The 18849-nt window shown below is 61.3% G+C and carries 17 protein-coding genes; 5 read left to right on the top strand and 12 right to left on the bottom strand.

Features of this window, described 5'->3' with window-relative positions:
* Positions 1–162 precede the first annotated feature (162 nt).
* Complete coding sequence (locus tag QDT79_RS03085; RefSeq protein ID WP_060431488.1) at positions 163–756, top strand: YhgN family NAAT transporter; 594 nt, start codon at positions 163–165, stop codon at positions 754–756.
* 30 nt (positions 757–786) lie between these two features.
* Here the strand turns inward: QDT79_RS03085 and gntK are convergent, their stop codons facing one another.
* The 4 genes from gntK to QDT79_RS03105 all read right to left on the bottom strand — a co-directional run bounded on the left by gntK (position 787) and on the right by QDT79_RS03105 (position 5055).
* Positions 787–1314, bottom strand: a complete 528-nt coding sequence (gene gntK, locus QDT79_RS03090; protein ID WP_063991718.1) for a gluconokinase — start codon at positions 1312–1314, stop codon at positions 787–789.
* A gap of 101 nt (positions 1315–1415) precedes the next feature.
* Entirely contained in the window at positions 1416–2732 is a 1317-nt protein-coding gene (gene gntT / locus QDT79_RS03095) for a gluconate transporter (protein WP_033636339.1), read from the bottom strand.
* Between the two features lie 340 nt (positions 2733–3072).
* Positions 3073–4068, bottom strand: coding sequence for a gluconate operon transcriptional repressor GntR (gntR, locus tag QDT79_RS03100; protein ID WP_063991719.1), 996 nt, complete (start codon positions 4066–4068; stop codon positions 3073–3075).
* A 291-nt stretch (positions 4069–4359) separates the two neighbouring features.
* A complete protein-coding gene (locus tag QDT79_RS03105) occupies positions 4360–5055 on the bottom strand; it encodes a pirin family protein (protein WP_308316194.1) in 696 nt (231 codons plus the stop codon).
* Positions 5056–5444: 389 nt separating this feature from the next.
* Between QDT79_RS03105 and QDT79_RS03110 the strand changes: the two genes are divergently transcribed.
* Together QDT79_RS03110 and QDT79_RS03115 are read left to right on the top strand one after the other, a co-directional pair.
* Positions 5445–5960: a GNAT family N-acetyltransferase gene (locus QDT79_RS03110; protein WP_060441401.1), complete on the top strand. Its 516-nt coding sequence runs from the start codon at positions 5445–5447 to the stop codon at positions 5958–5960.
* Positions 5953–7131, top strand: a complete 1179-nt coding sequence (locus tag QDT79_RS03115) for a P1 family peptidase (RefSeq protein ID WP_107227983.1) — start codon at positions 5953–5955, stop codon at positions 7129–7131. Before QDT79_RS03110 ends, QDT79_RS03115 begins: the two co-directional genes overlap by 8 nt.
* Positions 7132–7192: 61 nt before the next feature.
* On the opposite strand, the gene iolE is transcribed toward QDT79_RS03115, so the two are convergent.
* The 4 genes from iolE to iolD are packed head-to-tail and all read right to left on the bottom strand — an operon-like array spanning position 7193 to position 12069.
* Positions 7193–8089, bottom strand: coding sequence for a myo-inosose-2 dehydratase (gene iolE, locus QDT79_RS03120; protein ID WP_019455194.1), 897 nt, complete (start codon positions 8087–8089; stop codon positions 7193–7195).
* Between the two features lie 59 nt (positions 8090–8148).
* Positions 8149–9033 carry a sugar phosphate isomerase/epimerase family protein gene (locus QDT79_RS03125; protein WP_308316195.1) on the bottom strand — a complete coding sequence of 295 codons (885 nt, stop codon included), beginning with the start codon at positions 9031–9033 and terminating at the stop codon, positions 8149–8151.
* A 40-nt stretch (positions 9034–9073) separates the two neighbouring features.
* Positions 9074–10087: a bifunctional inositol 2-dehydrogenase/D-chiro-inositol 1-dehydrogenase gene (gene iolG / locus QDT79_RS03130; RefSeq protein WP_033649354.1), complete on the bottom strand. Its 1014-nt coding sequence runs from the start codon at positions 10085–10087 to the stop codon at positions 9074–9076.
* A gap of 41 nt (positions 10088–10128) precedes the next feature.
* A complete protein-coding gene (iolD, locus tag QDT79_RS03135; protein ID WP_063991723.1) occupies positions 10129–12069 on the bottom strand; it encodes a 3D-(3,5/4)-trihydroxycyclohexane-1,2-dione acylhydrolase (decyclizing) in 1941 nt (646 codons plus the stop codon).
* 545 nt (positions 12070–12614) lie between these two features.
* On the opposite strand from iolD, the gene QDT79_RS03140 reads away from it, so the two are divergent.
* Complete coding sequence (locus QDT79_RS03140; RefSeq protein ID WP_063991724.1) at positions 12615–14546, top strand: bifunctional 5-dehydro-2-deoxygluconokinase/5-dehydro-2-deoxyphosphogluconate aldolase; 1932 nt, start codon at positions 12615–12617, stop codon at positions 14544–14546.
* Between the two features lie 203 nt (positions 14547–14749).
* The gene (locus QDT79_RS03145) at positions 14750–15586 is read left to right on the top strand and encodes a MurR/RpiR family transcriptional regulator (RefSeq protein WP_004930856.1); all 837 of its coding nucleotides are present in this window, start codon (positions 14750–14752) and stop codon (positions 15584–15586) included.
* A 41-nt stretch (positions 15587–15627) separates the two neighbouring features.
* Here the strand turns inward: QDT79_RS03145 and QDT79_RS03150 are convergent, their stop codons facing one another.
* The 4 genes from QDT79_RS03150 to QDT79_RS03165 form a co-directional block, all read right to left on the bottom strand.
* Positions 15628–15966 (bottom strand): type II toxin-antitoxin system RelE/ParE family toxin, encoded by a 339-nt coding sequence (locus tag QDT79_RS03150; protein WP_038871444.1) that lies wholly within the window; start codon positions 15964–15966, stop codon positions 15628–15630.
* Between the two features lie 14 nt (positions 15967–15980).
* On the bottom strand, positions 15981–16250 hold the full coding sequence (locus QDT79_RS03155; RefSeq protein WP_033649358.1) for a hypothetical protein: 270 nt from the start codon (positions 16248–16250) through the stop codon (positions 15981–15983).
* Between the two features lie 174 nt (positions 16251–16424).
* The gene (gene iolB, locus QDT79_RS03160; protein ID WP_033636349.1) at positions 16425–17246 is read right to left on the bottom strand and encodes a 5-deoxy-glucuronate isomerase; all 822 of its coding nucleotides are present in this window, start codon (positions 17244–17246) and stop codon (positions 16425–16427) included.
* A gap of 77 nt (positions 17247–17323) precedes the next feature.
* Complete coding sequence (locus tag QDT79_RS03165) at positions 17324–18829, bottom strand: CoA-acylating methylmalonate-semialdehyde dehydrogenase (RefSeq protein WP_308316196.1); 1506 nt, start codon at positions 18827–18829, stop codon at positions 17324–17326.
* Between the last annotated feature and the right edge of the window lie 20 nt (positions 18830–18849).

An 18849-nucleotide genomic window follows, 5' to 3' on the forward strand; every position in this document is an offset into this window, starting at 1 on the left:
TGTAGGTGATAACGAGTTGTGTGCAATATCTCCTCACCTTACAAAATGTCGGCGCGGGCGCAAAGTGAATTTATTCGATGGCTGGGGATTTCTCAGCAATCCTTCTTATAGGCAAGGACGCGGCCGGAAAGGCCGAGGCGTTTTCCCGATCACGAGGTCACCATGACAGAGATGATTTCCGCTACGGTATTGCTGTTTTTAATTATGGATCCGCTGGGCAATCTGCCGATTTTCATGTCGGTGCTCAAACACCTGGAGCCGCGCAGGCGCCGGGTGGTGCTGATCCGCGAGCTGCTGATCGCCCTGCTGCTGATGCTGATCTTCCTGTTCGCCGGCGAGAAAATTCTGGCGTTCCTCAACCTGCGCACTGAAACCGTCTCCATTTCCGGCGGCATCATCCTGTTTCTGATCGCCATCAAGATGATTTTCCCGTCTCAGGAGGGCAACAGCTCCGGGCTGTCCGCCGGCGAGGAGCCCTTCCTGGTGCCGCTGGCGATCCCGCTGGTGGCCGGGCCGTCGATTCTGGCGGCGCTGATGCTGCTGTCGCACCAGTATCCGCATCAGCTGCCCCATCTGGTGGCGGCGCTGTTGATCGCCTGGGGCCTCTCTGCGGCCATTTTGTTGATGTCGAACCTGTTCCTGCGCCTGCTGGGCAGCAAAGGTGTCAGCGCGCTGGAACGGTTGATGGGGCTGATTCTGGTGATGCTGTCGACCCAGATGTTCCTGGACGGCATACGGGCTTACATGAAGCTGTAGGCGCCTGGCGGCGCCGACGACGGCCCGCGCTTAGCGGGCGGTGATGCGGTTGATGCAGGCGAGCGTATCGGCGACCACGCCGTCCAGCGGCTGGTTGATGTCGATCGCTTGCACATCCGGCTCCTGCTCGCCCGGCTCTTCCAGCGTGGCGAACTGCGAAACCAGCATCTGCGGTTTGAAGAAGTGACCTTTCCGCTGCTTCAGGCGTTCCTCGATCACCGCCTTGTCGCCTTTCAGGTAGAGGAAATGCAGGTTGCTATTTCCTTCACGCAGGCGGTCGCGATAGCTTTTTTTCAGCGCCGAACACACCAGCAGCGACACCGGATTGGTGCGTTGCATGGCGAAGATGGCGTCGTTCAAGGCCGCCAGCCACGGGGCGCGATCGTTGTCGTCCAGCGCGTGCCCGGCAGCCATTTTGTTGATGTTGGCGCGCGGATGCAGGTAATCGCCGTCCAGCATGGCGGCCTCGGCCTCGTGGGCGACGGTGCTGGCTACGGCGGATTTGCCGCTGCCGGACACCCCCATCAGGATAAATACGTGATTCTGCGGATTACTCATTGTGTCATGCCCCTATGGGAACTGGCGCGAGCGCGCCAAATGCGTCCCAACTGATAAAGATACTCTGGAACGCCGACGCCCCGCAGGGCGTCGGATAAAGATTATACGACCGTCGCCAGCAGCAGGCAGCCCACCAGGCCGCACACCGAGATGATGGTTTCCAGCACCGACCAGGATTTGATGGTTTCCATGATGCTCAGGTTGAAGTACTCCTTGAACAGCCAGAAGCCCGGATCGTTAACGTGCGAGAAGATAACGCTGCCGGAACCGACCGCAATCACCATCAGCTCAGGGCTGACGCCGGTGGTGGCGATCAGCGGGGCGACGATGCCGCCGGCGGTGATCGCTGCCACGGTGGCGGAACCCAGCGCCAGACGCAGCGCGGCGGCGATCGACCAGGCCATCAGAATCGGCGAAACGTTGCTGCCTTCCATCAGACCGGCGATGTACTGCTCGACGCCGCTGTCCACCAGCACCTGCTTGAAGGCGCCGCCGCCGCCGATGATCAACAGCATCATGGCGATGATTTTAATCGAATCGGTGATGGTGCCCATCACTTCATCCATGGTGCGGCCGCGGTTCAGGCCGAAGGTGAAGATGGCGATCAGCACGGCGATCAGGGTCGCCATCACCGGGTCGCCGAAGAACTCGGCGAAGCGCAGCAGGCTGTGGCCCTTCGGCAGCACCATTTCAGCGACCGCGCGCAGCGCCATCAGGATCACCGGCACCAGCGACGTGGCGACGCTGACGCCGAAGCTCGGCATCTCTGCTTCGGTAAAGGTTTTCGGGTTGTACAGGCCTTCCGGCACCGGCTTGTCGATGCCTTTCAGGAAGCGGGCATAGACCGGGCCGGCCAGGATGACCGTCGGGATCGCCAGCAGCGTGCCGTACAGCAGGGTTTTACCCATATCGGCATGGAAGATGGTGGCGATGGCGGTCGGGCCCGGGTGCGGCGGCAGGAAGCCGTGAGTCACCGACAGCGCGGCAGCCATCGGCACGCCGACGTACAGCAGCGGGATGCGCGCGGAGGCGGCGATGGTGAACACCAGCGGCAGCAGCAGCACGAAGCCCACTTCGTAGAACAGCGCGAAGCCAACGGTGAAGCCGGTCAGCACCACCGCCCATTGAATATGTTTTCTGCCGAACTTGTCGATCAGCGTGGTGGCGATGCGCTGCGCGCCGCCGCAGTCCGCCAGCAGTTTGCCGAGCATGGCGCCGAAGCCCATGATCAGCGCCAGGCTGCCCAACGTGCCGCCCACGCCAGCCTTGATGGAGCCGATGACTTTATCGACCGGCATACCCTGTGCGATCCCGACCGCCAGAGCAACCAGCACCAGAGAGATAAAGCCGTTCAGCTTGAAGCGGATCATCAGCAGCAGCAGCAGCGCTACGCCGCCTGCAACAATCACTAATGGCATAATTTTTCTCCAACCTTTTATCGCGACTCTCTTTACGATAGGCGTAAAGCGTGCGGTTGTTTTATTTTTAGGCTCTGTCCCGGTGTTTAAGAAGAGCTGTAGGTGTTGTTGAGTCAGAGGTTCAGTCTTGCAGCAAGATGACCGCACACTCATTGTTACCGGTATCATGATACCGGTAACAGAATAAGCACCGGAACCGGGTAAGCGGCTAAAATTCGCGTTCTGGGACAGAGATCAAACTTATGCCGGCAACGAGCGGCGGGCTTACAGGCGGGATAGCCCGCGCGCCTCAGGGCGCGCTGCAAAAAGAAAGGGTGTTAAAACAGAACGTTAAAATGGCTCAGATACTGCCGCCGGGGATCACGGTGAAACCGACGTCCACCATGCGCGGGCACACCGTTTCGCCGCGCAGCCGGGCCAGCAAGCGCTCGGCGCCGATCTGCCCCATGCGTTCGCGCGGTGTCAGCACGCTGGCCAGCTTCGGCACCATCACCTGGCCGATATCATGGCCGTGGAAACCGGCGATCGCCATGTCCTGCGGGATCGACAGCCCCTGCCGCTGGCACTCGAAGGCCGCACCGATCGCCAGGTCGTCGTTGGTGCAGAAGATACTGTCGATCTGCGGGTAGTCGCGCTGCGCCAGGCGCAGCAGCTCACCGCCGGCAGAATAGGAGGAAGAGCGCGCGGTCATGATGCTGTACGGCTCCAGGCCGGATTCGCGCATCGCCTGCTCATACCCCTGCTGCTTGATGATGGTACGCTCATCCTGACGGGCGCCGAAATAGACCACGTGACGGTGGCCGTGCGCGATGATCTGCTGGGTCATCTGGCGCGCCGCCTCGAAGTTGTTGAAGCCCACCGCCAGATCGATGCACGGCGAGACGCAGTCCATCAGCTCCACCACCGGAATGCCCGCCACCTCGATCATTTTCAGGGTGCGCGGCGTGTGATGGCGCTCAGACAGGATCAGGCCGTCGATATTGTAAGAAAGCAGCGAGGTCAAACGCTCTTCTTCACGCTCCGGCAGGTAGCCATAGTGCGCCAGCATGGTCTGGTAGTTGTGCGCGTCGGTAACGCTTTCGATGCCGCGCAGCACTTCGGCGAACACCTGGTTGGTCAATGACGGCAACAGCACGCCAATCGCCCGGCTGGTGGCGTTGGAGAGGATGTCCGGCGCGCGGTTGGGGATGTAGCCCAGCTCATCCAGCGCGACGGCGATTTTTTGCTGCAGGGCGGCAGAAACCTGGTCGGGATTGCGCAGATAACGGCTCACCGTCATCTTGGTCACGCCCACCTTGTCCGCCACATCCTGGAGTACCGGCCGTTTTTTCTTCATTATCAATGAACTGACTAACCGTGAATGGGCAGTCATTTTAGCAAAAAAAACGGCGGGCCGATATTGTCGGTTATGCGACGGTCAACGCAAAAAAGGGCTCACATCGTGAACCCTTCATACGGTGACAAAGGGGAAAAAGCGTGGTTTTTCCCCTTTGTGATTGTCAGCCGAAAATCAATAAATTGATTTTCCTTGTTTTTATATGCTCCCGGCTTTCAGTCGGGCAACGTCATCAGGCTTGTCGTTAACCTCAAGGGCTCACATCGTGAGCCCTTGAAATTTACCGCTTAATCACACCGGCGGCAGATCGAACAGCAGGATTTCGCTCTCTTCGTCGGCCTGAATCGTCAGCGCCGATTCATCCCACACCGCGAATGCGTCGCTGATGCCGGCGGCTTCGCCGTTGACCGAGACCTTGCCGCGCACCACCTGGATCCAAACGCGACGGCCGGCGGCGATCGGATACTCACCCTGCTCGCCTTTATTCAACGCCCAACGCGACAGCGTCATGTCCTGGAACACCTTCAGCGAGCCGTCGCGCGCATCCGGCGACAGCACCAGCTGACGACCCTGCGGCGCGTCGAACATGCGCTGCTCGTAGCGCGGCTCCAGCCCGACCTGATCCGGAATGATCCAAATCTGATACAGGTGCAGCGGACGATCCTGATTGGCATTGTACTCGGAGTGACGTACCCCGGTGCCCGCGCTCATGATCTGGAATTCGCCGGCCTGGATCTGCTCCTTGTTGCCCATGCTGTCCTGATGCTCCACCGTGCCGCTCAGCACGTAGGTCAGGATTTCCATGTCTTTATGCGGGTGGGTACCGAAACCCTGCCCCGCGTCGATCACGTCTTCGTTGATCACACGCAGCGCCGAGAACCCCATAAAGTTCGGATCGTAGTAGTCGGCAAATGAGAAGGTGTGCCAGCTATCCAGCCAGCCATGATTGGCGTGGCCGCGGTCTTCCGCTTTACGTACATAAATCATATTCAACTCTCCTCAATGTTTTTTTACAGTCTAGTCCTGCGGGCAGAATAAGAAAGCGTAAAAAACTCATGCCTCTGTTCAAAAATTTCGATGGAATGAAACGGCGGATGGGCAACGGATTTGTTGAAGGCGGAAGCGGTTGAAAAAGGGCAAAAAAAAAGCCAGCACCCGAGCTGGCTAAGTAAACACTGGAAGCAATGTGAGCAATGTCGTGCCTTCGCAGCGAGAGTATCAAGGGTTGATGCCCTCCCCGGAACGCATCGCAATAATAATCATTATCATTCGCACCTGTAAAGCGTTTTTTTTGACCCGTTCAAATAATATTGACTCAAGGCAGTAAACGGATAAATTCAGAGGTTATTCAACCGGTAAGCAACAGGAGCAGCGAGATGAGCGAGATCGTGATACGCCACGTGGAAACGACGGATGCGCAGGCTCTGCATCATCTTTATTCTCAGACGCCCGTCTATCGCGATACGCTGCAGCTCCCGCTACCGTCCGTCGAGTCCTGGCAGAAGCGCCTCGCCAATCCCGAACCGGGTACGCATAACCTGGCGGCCTTCATCGACGGGCAGCTTGCCGGCCAGTTGGCCGTCATGCTGAATCAGCGCGTGCGCCGCCGCCATGTGGCCACCTTCGGCATCGGCGTCGATCCGCGATACCACGGCAAAGGCGTCGGCAGCCGCCTGATGCAGGCGATGATTGATCTGTGCGACAACTGGGCGGCCATCGAGCGCATCGAGCTGACGGTGTTCACCGACAACCCGGCGGCCATTGCGCTGTACCGCAAATTCGGTTTCGAGATAGAGGGCACCAGCCGCGCCTATGCCATGCGCGACGGTGTGCTGGTCGACGCCTACCATATGGCCCGTTTGCGCTCCGGGCAGCCGCACGGCGATGCGTAATCGTCCTCACCCGCAGGGGCCGCTGCGCCGGCCCCTGTGCATCAACCGCCGAACCTTTTTACAAGCGCTGGCCGGCCTGACCGCCGCCGGCATATTCTCTCCTCTCACCCCATTAGGTGCCGCTATGCCAACTTCCGCCGCCGGGCGCCCAGGCGCCCGCAACCTGATTACCGATGTGCCGGGCCTGAAGGTCGGCGTGGCGCAGGACAGCCGGGTGCGTACCGGCGCGACGGTTATCCTGCCGGACAGCCCGGCGATCGCCGCCGTGGACGTGCGCGGCGGCGGCCCCGCCACCCGGGAAACTGACGCGCTGGGTGAAGACAATTTGGTGCAGACCGTCGATGCGCTGACGTTCAGCGGCGGCTCGGTTTACGGCCTGGCGGCGGCGGACGGCGTCGCGGCCTGGCTGGGGCAACAGGGCCGAGGCTACGCGCTGCGCCCGGCCCCCGGCGTGCCGGTCTCCCCTATCGTGCCCACCGCCTGTCTGTACGATCTGGCCAACGGCGGCGACAAAAACTGGCAGCTCACGCCGCCGTATCGCCAACTGGGCATCGATGCGGTCGGCAAGGCCGGATTGGACTTTCCGCTGGGCACCGTCGGCGCCGGCTACGGCGCCATGACCGGCATGGGCAAGCTGAAAGGCGGCCTCGGCTCGGCATCTATCATTGCCACCAATGGCGCTACCGTCGGCGCACTGGTGGCGGTCAACAGTTTGGGTGCAGTGGTCGCGCCCGGCACCCGCGCCTTCTGGGCGACCCCCTATGAAATTGACGGTGAATTCGGCAACGGCGGCGCAGCGGCGCTGGCGCAACTGCGTGCGCAGGGCGAAGACTGGATGGAACAAGAGCCGCAGGGCGGCAGAAAGAACACCACCCTGGCCTGCATCGCCACCGATCTGGCGCTGACGCGGGTGGAGTTGAAACGGGTGGCCATCATGGCGCAAGACGGCATGGCGCGCGCCATCCGCCCGCTGCACAGCCCGTTTGACGGCGACGTCGTGTTCGCCCTGTCCACCGGGCAGCGCGAGGTTCAGGGCAGCCGTGAACTGGCGGTGCTGCAAATCGGCGCGCTGGCGGCGGACACCCTGGCCCGGGCGATCGCCCGTGGCGTGCATGCCGCCACGCCGTGGCCGGGCAGCCAGGTCGCAACCTGGCAAACGCTCGGCGGCTAACACGCCGCCATCAAAAAAGGGGCGCCGGCGGCGCCCCTCGATCTTTATTGACCCTCGCCGCTTAAATACCGGCGGTTTCCCGAATATAGCGGCGCGCTTTCACCGCATACTCGAACGGGTTGGCCAGCGCCGGATCCTGCTCGGCCTCCACCACCATCCACCCTTTGTAACCACGCTCGTCCAGCAGCTTGAACACCGGCCGGAAGTCGATCACGCCATCACCCGGCACGGTGAAGGTGCCCTTCTTCACGCCATCAAGGAAGCTCAGCTTGTTGGCCTTCACTTCCGCCACCACCTCATCGCGCACGTCCTTCAGGTGGACGTGGTTGATGCGCGGCAGATACTTCTCCAGGATCGCCATCATCGCCTGCTGGCTGCCTTCCGAATAGTAGGCGTGGCCGGTATCGAACAGCAGGTAGACGTCGTCGTTGACCATGCTCATGTAGCGATCGATTTCGGCCGTGGTCTGAATGCCGGTGCCCATGTGGTGGTGCAGACACACCTGCATGCCTTTGCCGGCGGCGATCTTCGCCAGCTCGTTGTAACCGTCGGCCACCCGCTGCCACTCTTCATCGCTGAAGTACGGCTTCTCTTCGAATACGCCTTTGGTGGTACCCTGAATGCTCTTGCTCTGCTCGGAGCAGCCGATCACCCTGGCGCCCATGGCATGCAGGAAATTCATATGGTTGATAAATTCATCGATGGTTTTGTCTTTCTGGCCGTCGGCGAAAAAGGTGCTGAACCAGGCATTGCAGATCTGGATGCCGCGAATGTCCAGCATCGGTTTCAGCACCGCCGGATCGCGCGGGTATTTGCTGCCCACTTCGCTGCCGGTGAAGCCGGCCAGCGCCATTTCGCTGACGCACTGCTGGAAGGTGTTTTCCTTGCCCAGATCGGGCATGTCGTCGTTGGTCCAGCCGATTGGCGCGATGGCCAATTTCACGTTGTCTTTATTCATGGTCTGCCTCGGTCCTTGGAGGGCCGCCGGTGCAAACGCCGCCGGCGAGCCGAATAAGATTATTTGCCCAACAGCTCTCTTTCGATGCGCTCTCTGGTCGCCACCGCCTGGCTCGGCATCTTTTCCGGGTAGCCGAACAGCGAGGTGCAGATGATCGATTCGCCGCCGACCTTGAAGCTGCGGTTGGCAAATTCCATGTCGCGCAGCGTCTGGAACAGGGCGTCGAAATTCACCTCGCCTTCGCCGATGCCGACGTGCTGGTGCACCGCAGCGTCAACGCCCGGCGGGTTGACGATATAACGGCAATGTTTGGTGTGATTCATGGTGTCGGCGATCAGCACGTGGGAAAGATCGTCCCCGGCGTACTGCAACATGCCGGCCACGTTGCCCTGCCCCTTGTCGTAGTAGAAGGTGTGCGGCACGCTGTAGAGGTATTTGACGTGGTCGCTGCGCAGCGATTTCACCAGATCGGCGGTTTCGTTGCTCAGCTCGCAGAAGTCCCACGGGTGCGACTGGATCTCCATACGGATGCCCTCGCGCTCGACGATCGGCAGCAGCTCCTCCATCGAGCGATACCACAGCTCCTCGCAGATCTCCGGTTCGTTGGGGTTGCCCGCCAATTCGGTGTTGATCACCTGCACGCCCATTTCCACCGCGATTTCGATCATCCGCCGCCAGTTTTTGACCGCCGCCTGACGGCGATCTTCGCCCGGCCCGGACCAGCGATACACCACGATAAATGAGGAGATCTCCACGCCGGTCGCTTTCAGGACGTTTTTATACTCCGCCATGATTTCGCGGCTGGCCTTCGGATGCTTGTAAAACGGGTTGATCTGCGGGTGCGGCGACTGCTCGATGTATTTGTAGCCCCAGTCCGCCACCTGTTGAACCATTTTGGTGATGCCCAAATCCCGTATAACGTCGACATCAAAAGCGATCTTCATGGTCACTCCTCTGCAATCGTGGGTACGTGGTGCAAGCCGGTTATTTGTTGTAAAACGCCGGGCGCGCCGGCAGGGTCACCGGCACGATTTCGCCGCTGAGCTGGGCCGCCACGCAGGCGTCGGCGGTCACCGCGGCGGCGTAGCCGTCCCAGGCGGAAGGCCCGGTCAGCTTGCCTGCGGCCACGTCGTTGATGAAGCCCTGCAGCTCGACGTCATAGGCGTCGATAAAGCGATCTTTCCAGTCGGTCAGGATTTCGGTCGACAGGCGGGCGCCGCTGCGCATCTGCACCGAGGACGGCTCCGGCAGTTTGGCGATGCCGGTTTCCCCCACCACTTCACACTGAATGTCGTAGCCGTACTGACAGTTGACGAAGATTTCGACGTCGATGCGCGTACCCTTGGCGGTTTCAAACAGCACAATCTGCGGATCTTTCAGGTGCGGGAACGCCTTCGGGCTCTTGCGCGGGAACACCACCTGCACCGACACATAGTCGTCGTCGAGCAGCCAGCGCAGCACGTCGATTTCGTGGATCAGGGTGTCGGTGATCGCCATATCGGTGGTGTAGGCCTCGCCGACCGTCGGGTTACGGTGCGCGCAGTGCAGCATCAGCGGCTCGCCGATCTGGCCGCTGGTCAGCACCTGTTTCAACGCGCGGTAGCCCTGGTCATAAGGGCGCATAAAGCCGACCTGCACCAGCCGCTTGCCGTGTTTCGCTTCGGCATCGACGATGTTTTTGCAGCCCTGCGCGGTCACCGCCAGCGGCTTCTCGCAGAACACCGGTTTGCCGGCGGCGATGGCCGCCAACACGAACTCTTCGTGGCTCGGCCCCCAAGAGGTGACCAGTACCGCCTGCACATCGGCGGCCTTGATCAGATCGTGGCCGTTGTCATACACCCGCGCATCCAGCTGCAGATCGCTCACCACCTTGGCGGCGTTGTCGCGATTGATGTCGTTCACCGCCACTACGCGGGCGCCCTGCAACACTTTGCTGCAGCGACGGATATGATCGCGGCCGATGGCGCCGGTGCCGATAACCCCAATGTTCAATGTCATTTTCGCTACCCTCTGGAAAGTGTGTTGTGTTCGAAAACGAATCAGTAATCGCGCGCCTTATCGATGTTTTCCTGCAGCTTGCGCGCCACTGCGACGATTTTCTCGCTGTCGGCCACCTGAGCGCCGCCCACGCGCCACCAGCTGAGATATTTGTGCACCATGGTCTTCGGCAGCACCTTGATGTCCAGCAGCGTGGACACGGTCTGCCTGCGGGCGTCGGCCAGCGCATCGAGCAGCTGCTGCTCGGTGGTGACGCGATAGGTTTTACAGCCGTAAGCCGCCGCCAGCATGGCGAAATCGACCGGCACCAGTTTGCCGTCGAGCTTGCCGCCCTCTGGATTGCGGAAGCGGAATTCGGTGGTGTAGCTGTCCATGCCGTGTTCCATCTGCAAATTATTGATGCAGCCGTTGGTCATGTTGTCGAACAGCACCACGTTGATCTTGCAGCCTTCCTGAATCGAGGTGACCAGTTCGGAATGCAGCATCATGAAGGCACCGTCGCCCACCATCGCGTACACTTCGCGCTGCGGCTCGGCCAACTTGACCCCCAGCGCGGCGTTCACCTCGTACCCCATGCAGGAGTAGCCGTATTCCACGTGATAACCGTGCTCGCCGCGGTTGTGCCACACCCGCTGCAGGTCGCCCGGCAGGCTGCCGGCGGCGGCGACGATCACGCTGTCCGGCGGCAGCTCGCGATTCAGCACCCCCAGCACTCGGCTTTGCGTCATCGCCGAGTCGGTCTGGGCGATAAATTCGGCGAACACCCGCTCGCGATCGAGGTGATCGTCGATCTCCGGCACAAAGCCCGCGCCGCTGTATTCCACCGCGTAAACCCGCGCGGTCTCTTCACGCTGGGCACCGCGCGCCGCGGCGATGGCGTCGCCCCAGCCTGCGCGATAATCAGCCTGCGCCAGCCGCGCGCCCAGTTCGCTCAGGGCCTCGCGGGCGTCCGCCAGCACCTGCAGGCCGTCGAGCTTGCCGGCGTCAAAGGCGCTGACGTTGATATTGAGGAAGCTGACGTCCGGGTGTTGGAACAGCCATTTGGACGAGGTGGTGAAATCGGTGTAACGGGTGCCGACGCCAATCACCAGATCGGCCTGCCGGGCCAACGTGTTGGCCGCCAGGCAGCCGGTTTCGCCGATGCCGCCGAGGTTGAATTCATGGTCGCTCGGCACCGTGCCTTTGCCTGCCTGGGTCTCGGCGAACGGAATGCCGAAGCGCTCGGCGAATTCGCGCAGCGCCCGCCCGGCCTGCGAATATTTCACGCCGCCGCCGCACACCAGCAGCGGTTTGCGCTTGGCGGTCAGCAGCGCCAGCGCGTCCGCCAACATACCGTCGGTCGCCGGGCGGCGATCGAGCCGATGCACGCGTTTTTGGAAGAAATAGTCGGGATAGTCGTAGGCTTCACCCTGCACGTCCTGCGGCAGACACAGCGTCACCGCGCCGGTATCCGCCGGATCGGTCAGCACGCGCATCGCGTTGATGCAGGCGCTCATCAGCTGTTCCGGCCGCACGATGCGGTCCCAGTATTTGCTCACCGCGCGGAACGCGTCGTTGGTGCTGATACTGAGATCGTAAGATTGTTCGATTTGCTGCAGCACCGGATCCGGCTGGCGGGAAGCGTAAACGTCGCCCGGCAGCAGCAATAAAGGAATGCGGTTGGCGGTTGCGGTGGCCGCGGCGGTGATCATATTGGCGGCGCCGGGGCCGACCGATGAAGTGCAGGCGTAGATCTGCCGGCGCAGCTTCTGTTTGGCGAAGCCGATCGCCGCATGGGCCATGCCCTGCTCGTTGCGGCCCTGATGCACCCGCAGCTCGCCGCTATCCTGCTCCAGCGCTTGCCCCAGCCCCAGTACGTTGCCGTGGCCGAAAATCGCGAAAATGCCCGCGACGAATTTGGTTTCCACGCCGTCGGCCAGCAGATACTGGTTATCGAGGAATCTGACGAGCGCCTGCGCCATGGTTAGCCTGATCTTGCCCATTTACTCACCCTTTAGATTGAGGGCCGCCCCGGAAAGGGCTCGCGCCGAGCCGACAATCCCGTGTTTGTATTACGCGGCGGCAGCTATTATCTTGAGCAGGCGATGCCCGCTGCTCACGAAGTCGACAACCTGAAACGTGAAGCGATTATAAACAAATATATTTTTCATAAAATCACATTACAGAAGAAACATTTCATTTTGCGATAAAGATCGCATATTGCATGAAAAGCCCGTTTCATCTCGTGATTCAGCTTTCACTGGCTTCGCGCCGCGCACCGTCCGATAGAAGCCGTTAGCACACCAGCTGACAGCCTTTATCCTGACCTAACCCTCCTTTTCTGCGCGCGCCCGGTCGCCGTCTTATAGTCACTTCATCGGCTTTTCCCGTTCCCCTGCCGATGTTTTAAACGCATCACATTTTCGGGGTGTAAATTTCATTCTATATTGAAATTGAAATTTTCATTCCCCATACTGACCACATGCTTCCTGCAGGGCGCCACGCTCGGGCCGCCGCCGGAGTTTTGCTTAAACAGAAGGAAACGGGTATGGCTACACAAGAAAAACAGCTTGATGTCATTTGTCTCGGGCGCATCGCCGTCGATTTCTATGCTCAGCAGATCGGCGCGCGGCTGGAAGACGCCGGCACATTCGCCAAGTACCTCGGCGGCTCTTCCGGCAACGTGGCCTACGGCACCGCCATTCAGGGGTTAAAATCCGGCATGCTGGCGCGGGTCGGCGACGAGCACATGGGCCGCTTTCTGCGCGAAGAGCTGCAGCGCGTCGGGGCCGATACCCGCTGTCTGATCACCGACAAACGTCGGTTAACCGGCCTGGTGATCCTCGGCATCAAGGATCAGGAAACCTTCCCGCTGATCTTCTACCGCGAAAACTGCGCGGACATGGCGCTGACGCCGGACGACATCGACGAGGCCTACATCGCCTCCGCGCGCGCGCTGGCCATCACCGGCACGCACCTGTCGCACCCGAACACCCGCGCCGCGGTGCTGAAGGCGCTGGAATACGCGCGCCGCCACGGCCTGCGCACCGCGCTGGACATCGATTACCGCCCGGTGCTGTGGGGGCTGACGTCGCTGGGCGACGGCGAAACCCGCTTTGTGGAATCGGACCAGGTCACGCGCGAGCTGCAGGAGGTCCTGCACCATTTCGATCTGATCGTCGGCACCGAAGAGGAGTTTCATATTGCCGGCGGCAGCACCGACACGCTGGCGGCGCTGAAAAACGTGCGCCGGGCCACGGCGGCCACGCTGGTGTGCAAGCGTGGCGCGCAGGGCTGCTCGGTATTCGAAGGCGAAATCGCCGACGACTGGGCGCAGGTGAAACTGCACGCCGGCGTGCGGGTTGAGGTGCTGAACGTACTGGGAGCCGGCGACGCCTTTATGTCCGGCCTGCTGCGCGGCTACCTGAACGATGAGGGCTGGGATCAGGCCTGCCGCTACGCCAACGCCTGCGGCGCATTGGTGGTCTCGCGCCACGGCTGCGCGCCGGCCATGCCGACCAAGCAGGAGTTGGATGACTATCTGCAGCGTGAACAACAGGTCACGCGCCCGGACCGCGACGCACGCCTGAATCACCTGCACCGGGTCACCACCCGCAGGCAACAGTGGCCGGAGCTCTGCGTGTTCGCTTTCGATCACCGCAAGCAGCTGGCGGACATGGCGCGCGAAGCCGGCGTCGGCGAGGAACGCATTCCGCGCCTGAAAACCCTGCTGCTCACCGCGGCGCAACAGGCTGCCGCGCAGGCGGGGCTCAACGGCAACAGCGGCATTCTGGCCGACACCACCTACGGACAGGCGGCGCTGAACGAAATCACCGGCCAGGGATGGTGGATCGGCCGGCCGGTAGAGTTGCCCAGCTCGCGCCCGCTGCGCCTGGAGCACGGCAATATTGGCTCGCAATTGATCGACTGGCCGCAGGAGCACGTGGTGAAGTGCCTGGTGTTTTATCACCCGCACGACGCGGCGGAACTGCGCCGCGAACAGGATGAGCTGATTGCCGACGTTTACCGCGGCTGCTGCAAATCCGGCCACGAGCTGCTGCTGGAGGTGATCCTGCCGGACAGTAACCCCGACAAGGATGAGCGCCATTACCTGGAGATGATTGAACATTTCTACCGGTTGGGCATTCAGCCGGACTGGTGGAAACTGCCGCCGCTGAGTGCGGAAAACTGGCAGCGGGTCGGCGCGCTGATCGACACCTACGATCCCCACTGCCGCGGCGTGCTGATCCTGGGGCTCGACTCCCCGGAGGCGGTGCTGAAGGCGGGCTTTGCCGCCGCTGCGGATGCGCGCTGGGTGAAAGGTTTCGCCGTCGGCCGCACCATCTTCGGCCAGCCTTCGCGCCGCTGGCTGCAGGGTGAAATCGACGACGCGGCCCTGATCGAGCAGGTGAAACAAAAATACCTGACGCTGATCGGTTTCTGGCGCCAGTACCGTCCGCAGGCGAGCGGCGCGCACTGACAGCGAGCGCGAGTTCACGTCCCCTTAAGGCTATTTCGCCGCTTTAAGGGGATTTTTTTGCCCCTTTTCTGTGAAGTCGCGCAATGTGCGATCGAATAAATCGCTTTTTGAGGAAATGAAATTTCCGCTCCGTCTGTTAAAATACCCTGTCAATATTTCAGGCGTCAGGCCCATGCGCCTTCACCCCACTGCGAGCCGAATGGATGAACAACCCAACTCAACTTTCGCTGTTACAGGACGAGATTCGCCACCGTTATGAAACGCTGAGCAAGCGTTTGAAGCAGGTGGCGCGCTATATTTTGGATAACAGTAACAGCATCGCTTTCGATACCGTTGCCTCCATCGCCGCACAGGCCAGCGTGCCGCCTTCCACCCTGATCCGTTTCGCCAATGCCTTCGGCTTCAGCGGCTTCAACGAAATGAAGCAGGTGTTCCGTCAGCATCTGATGGAAGAAACGGTGAACTATACCGAGCGCGCGCGCCTGTTCCGCCAAACCTCCACCGACGACAACGTCGCACCGGAGAAACCGGCGGAAATTCTCAACGTATTCACCATGGTCAACGCGCAAGCGCTGCAGCAGCTGGCGATGCAGATCGCCCCCGAGCAGCTGGATCGCGCCGTCGAACTGCTCAACAACGCCGAAAACATCTACGTGATCGGCCTGCGCCGTTCGTTCAGCGTCGCCTCCTATCTCACCTATGCGCTGCGCCATCTGGAGCGCCGCGCGTTTCTGATCGACGGCCTGGGCGGTATGTTCACCGAACAGCTGAGCATGGTGAAACCGAAGGACGTGGTGATCGCCATCAGCTATTCGCCGTACGCCCGCGAGGCGGTGGAACTGGTGGAACTGGGCGCCAAGCGCGGCGCGCAGCAGATCGCCATCACCGACAGCCAGGTCAGCCCGCTGGCCGCCTTTAGCGATGTCTGTTTCGTGGTGCGCGAAGCGCAGGTGGACGGCTTCCGCTCGCAGGTGGCTTCGATGTGCCTGGCGCAGACGCTGGCAGTCTCGCTGGCGCTGAATAACGCCCGGGACGAGTAAGGCTGGGGTGAACGCGCCCGGCAGGCTCGGGCGCGGCGGGATTATTGCAGCAACAAATAGCGGTAGAGCGCGCTTTCCAGATCTTGCTTCATGCTGATGAAAAGCAGAATCTCCACCGTCTGGCCGTCGTAGTCATAAATGACGCGATATTCGCTGTCGGGATCCAATCGCTCGTGCAACCGTACCCCCATGCCCGCCAGCACGGCGTTGAAGCGATAGCGGGCAGGATCGTCCGCGATTGCCGCAAGAGACGATAGCAACAGATTGTCCACGAACACCCCGGCTGCGGCGGCCCCTATCGTTCCACTCTTGTAAGACTCGATGTCTTTCAGGCTCCATTCCGCCGCCGGCGCGACGGTAAAACGTATTTCCTGAGGCATCCTGCACCTCGGGCCTATTTCCGCGCGTCACGCAGCCGCTGCAAGGTTTCTTCGGGCGACAGACCGCGCTGATTTTTAATCTCTTGTTTCGCCAGCATAGTCAGTTTCAACAACGCATTGGACTGGCGCTCCAGATTGCGTTCCCGAATTTCGGCCTCTCTCTCAGCCGCCGTTTGCACAAACAGTTCGGCAACACCATTTTTTGTGACGTAAACCCCGCCTTCAAACAGATCGGGTGAACCTAATCCTTCGCGCGCCGCTTTTTGGGACATGGTGGTCGTCATGGTTTTTCCTCCTGCGCATAGGCAATCTCGCTGTATCACAGCGGTTCTTTGGAGTCACTCAGTCGGGGAGCGATCGCGTGCGGACAGGTTATCATTTGAGCAAGAGGGAGGGCAAATTTAGGTCAAATTTATACCCTGATAAAAAGAAGGCCCGGCAAGCCGGGCCTCAAACGCTTATTGCGCGGCGGGATAGCCGTCGCCGTTAATCCAGGCGTGGTCTTTTTCCCAGGTGAATTTCCACTGCCGCACCGGCCCGGCCATCACGTTAAGATAATAGTTGTCGTAGCCTGCCAGGGTCGCCACCGGGTGATAACCACGCGGCACTTTCACCACGTCGCGATTGTAGACCGGCATGCACTCGTCGAGCGTGCGATCGTCGGTATAGACACGCTGCATGCAGAACCCCTGCTCCGGCTGAATGCGGTGATAATAGGTCTCTTCGAGATAGGTTTCGTCCGGCGAGTCTTCCCGATCGTGCTTGTGGCTTGGGTAAGAGCTGGTGTTGCCCTCGTCGGTGTAAACCTCCACCACCAGCAGGCTGTCAGCCGGCTCGCTGTCCGGCAGAATGTTGTGCACCAACCGCTGGTTGCGCCCCTTGCCACGCCGCTCCACGCCGATATCCGCCGGCGTGATCAGCCGTGAGGGCAGGTGGCCGCTGCCGGGCGCGCTGCACACCGCCAGCTCCAGATCGGTTTCTGCCCGCACGTCGATGCGATCGTGGTGCGGCACATACACCGCGTAAGGCGGCGTGCGCTCGAACGGGCTCATGCGTTTGCCGATATGCGGGTACTCGGCGCGCAGCGTGGCGACGGAGGCGATACCGGCCACCAGCACCAGGCACAGCTCCTTGTCGCCGCACTCAAGCTGCAGCGACTGCCCGGCGGCCAGGCGATAAACGTCAAAGCCGACATAGCGCCACCCGGCATTTTCCGGCGTCACGTGCTGGATGCGCCCCTCGGCGTTCGGCGTTTGACATTTGGCAAGCAGTGAAGACATCTCGATTCTCCTGTTAACTCCCCGTGCAAAGGCCGTTGCCCCAAGGGAACAACGGCCCGTTTATACTCTGCGATCGCTTAACCCAGCGTCGGCATGCTGAATTCGGACACCGTCTGCTGCCCGGCCGGCCAGCGCGCGGTGGCGGTCTTCATGCGCGTATAGAAGCGCACGCCGTCGGTGCCGTGCACGTTCAGCGCGCCGAACACCGAGCGCTTCCAGCCACCGAAGCTGTGGAACGCCATCGGCACCGGTACCGGCACGTTGACGCCGACCATCCCGGCCTGCACTTCTTGTACGAACTGGCGCGCGTAGTGGCCGCTGCCGGTAAAGATGGCGCTGCCGTTGCCGAACTCGTGGCCGTTCACCGTGTCGATGGCGGTACGGTAATCCGGCACCCGCACGATCCCCAGCACCGGCCCGAAGATCTCTTCGCGGTAGATGCGCATGTTCGGCTTCACATGGTCGAACAGCGTGCCGCCGACGTAGTAGCCTTCAGGATAGCCCGACACCTGATAATTGCGGCCGTCGGCCACCAGGGTCGCGCCTTCTTCCACGCCCAAATCAATGTAGCCCAGCACCTTTTTCTGGTGGGCGGACGACACCAGCGGCCCCATTTCATTCTCTTCGCCGCCCTGCTGCAAGCCCGGCCCGACGCGCAGCTGCGCGATCAGCGGCTTCAGTTTGGCGATCAGTTTATCGGCGGTATCGTCACCGACCACCACGGCGATCGGCAACGCCATGCAGCGCTCGCCGGCGGAGCCGAACGCGCCGCCCATCAGCGCGTTGACCGTGGCGTCCAGATCGGCGTCCGGCATGACGATCGCCTGGTTCTTCGCCGCGCCGAACGCCTGCACCCGCTTGCCGTGCGCGCTGGCGGTGGTGTAGATATGTTCCGCTACGGTAGAGGAGCCGACGAAGCTCACCGCCTGAATGCGCGGATCGGTGCACAGCTGCGCCGCGTCTTCATTGGCGCAGTGCACCACGTTGAACACGCCGTCCGGCAGGCCGGCTTCTTTCAGCAGCTCCGCCAGGCGCACCGAGGCGGAAGGCACCAGCGCCGGCGGCTTGAGGATGAAGGTGTTGCCGCAGGCCAGCGCGATAGGGAACATCCACATCGGCACCATCGCCGGGAAGTTGAACGGGGTAATGCCCGCCACCACGCCCAGCGGCTGCATCAGCGAGAAGCTGTCGACGCCGCTGCCGACGTCCGGTGAATACTCGCCCTTGATCAGATGCGGGATGCCGCAGGCGAATTCGACCACTTCCATGCCGCGCGTCAGTTCGCCCAGCGCATCCGAGTACACCTTGCCGTGCTCGCTGACGATAAGCTCGGCCAGCTCGTCGCGGTGTTGTTCCAGCAGCGCCTTGAAATTGAACATGATGCGCGCGCGGCGCAACGGCGTGGTGCGCGACCAGTCGGCAAACGCCCGATGGGCCACGTCGATGGCCTGTTTGACTTCGGCGGCGGTGCTCTGCGTGACGCGCCGCTCAACCTGCCCGCTGGCCGGGTTGTGCACGTCGACGGTTTGATTGCTGCTGCTCAGGCATACCTGCCCGCCAATAAAGTTACCCACGGTTTTCATGTCACGCCCTCTTTTCAAGT

This window comes from Serratia marcescens (genome assembly GCF_029846115.1).
In the GTDB taxonomy this organism is placed as follows: domain Bacteria; phylum Pseudomonadota; class Gammaproteobacteria; order Enterobacterales; family Enterobacteriaceae; genus Serratia; species Serratia marcescens_L.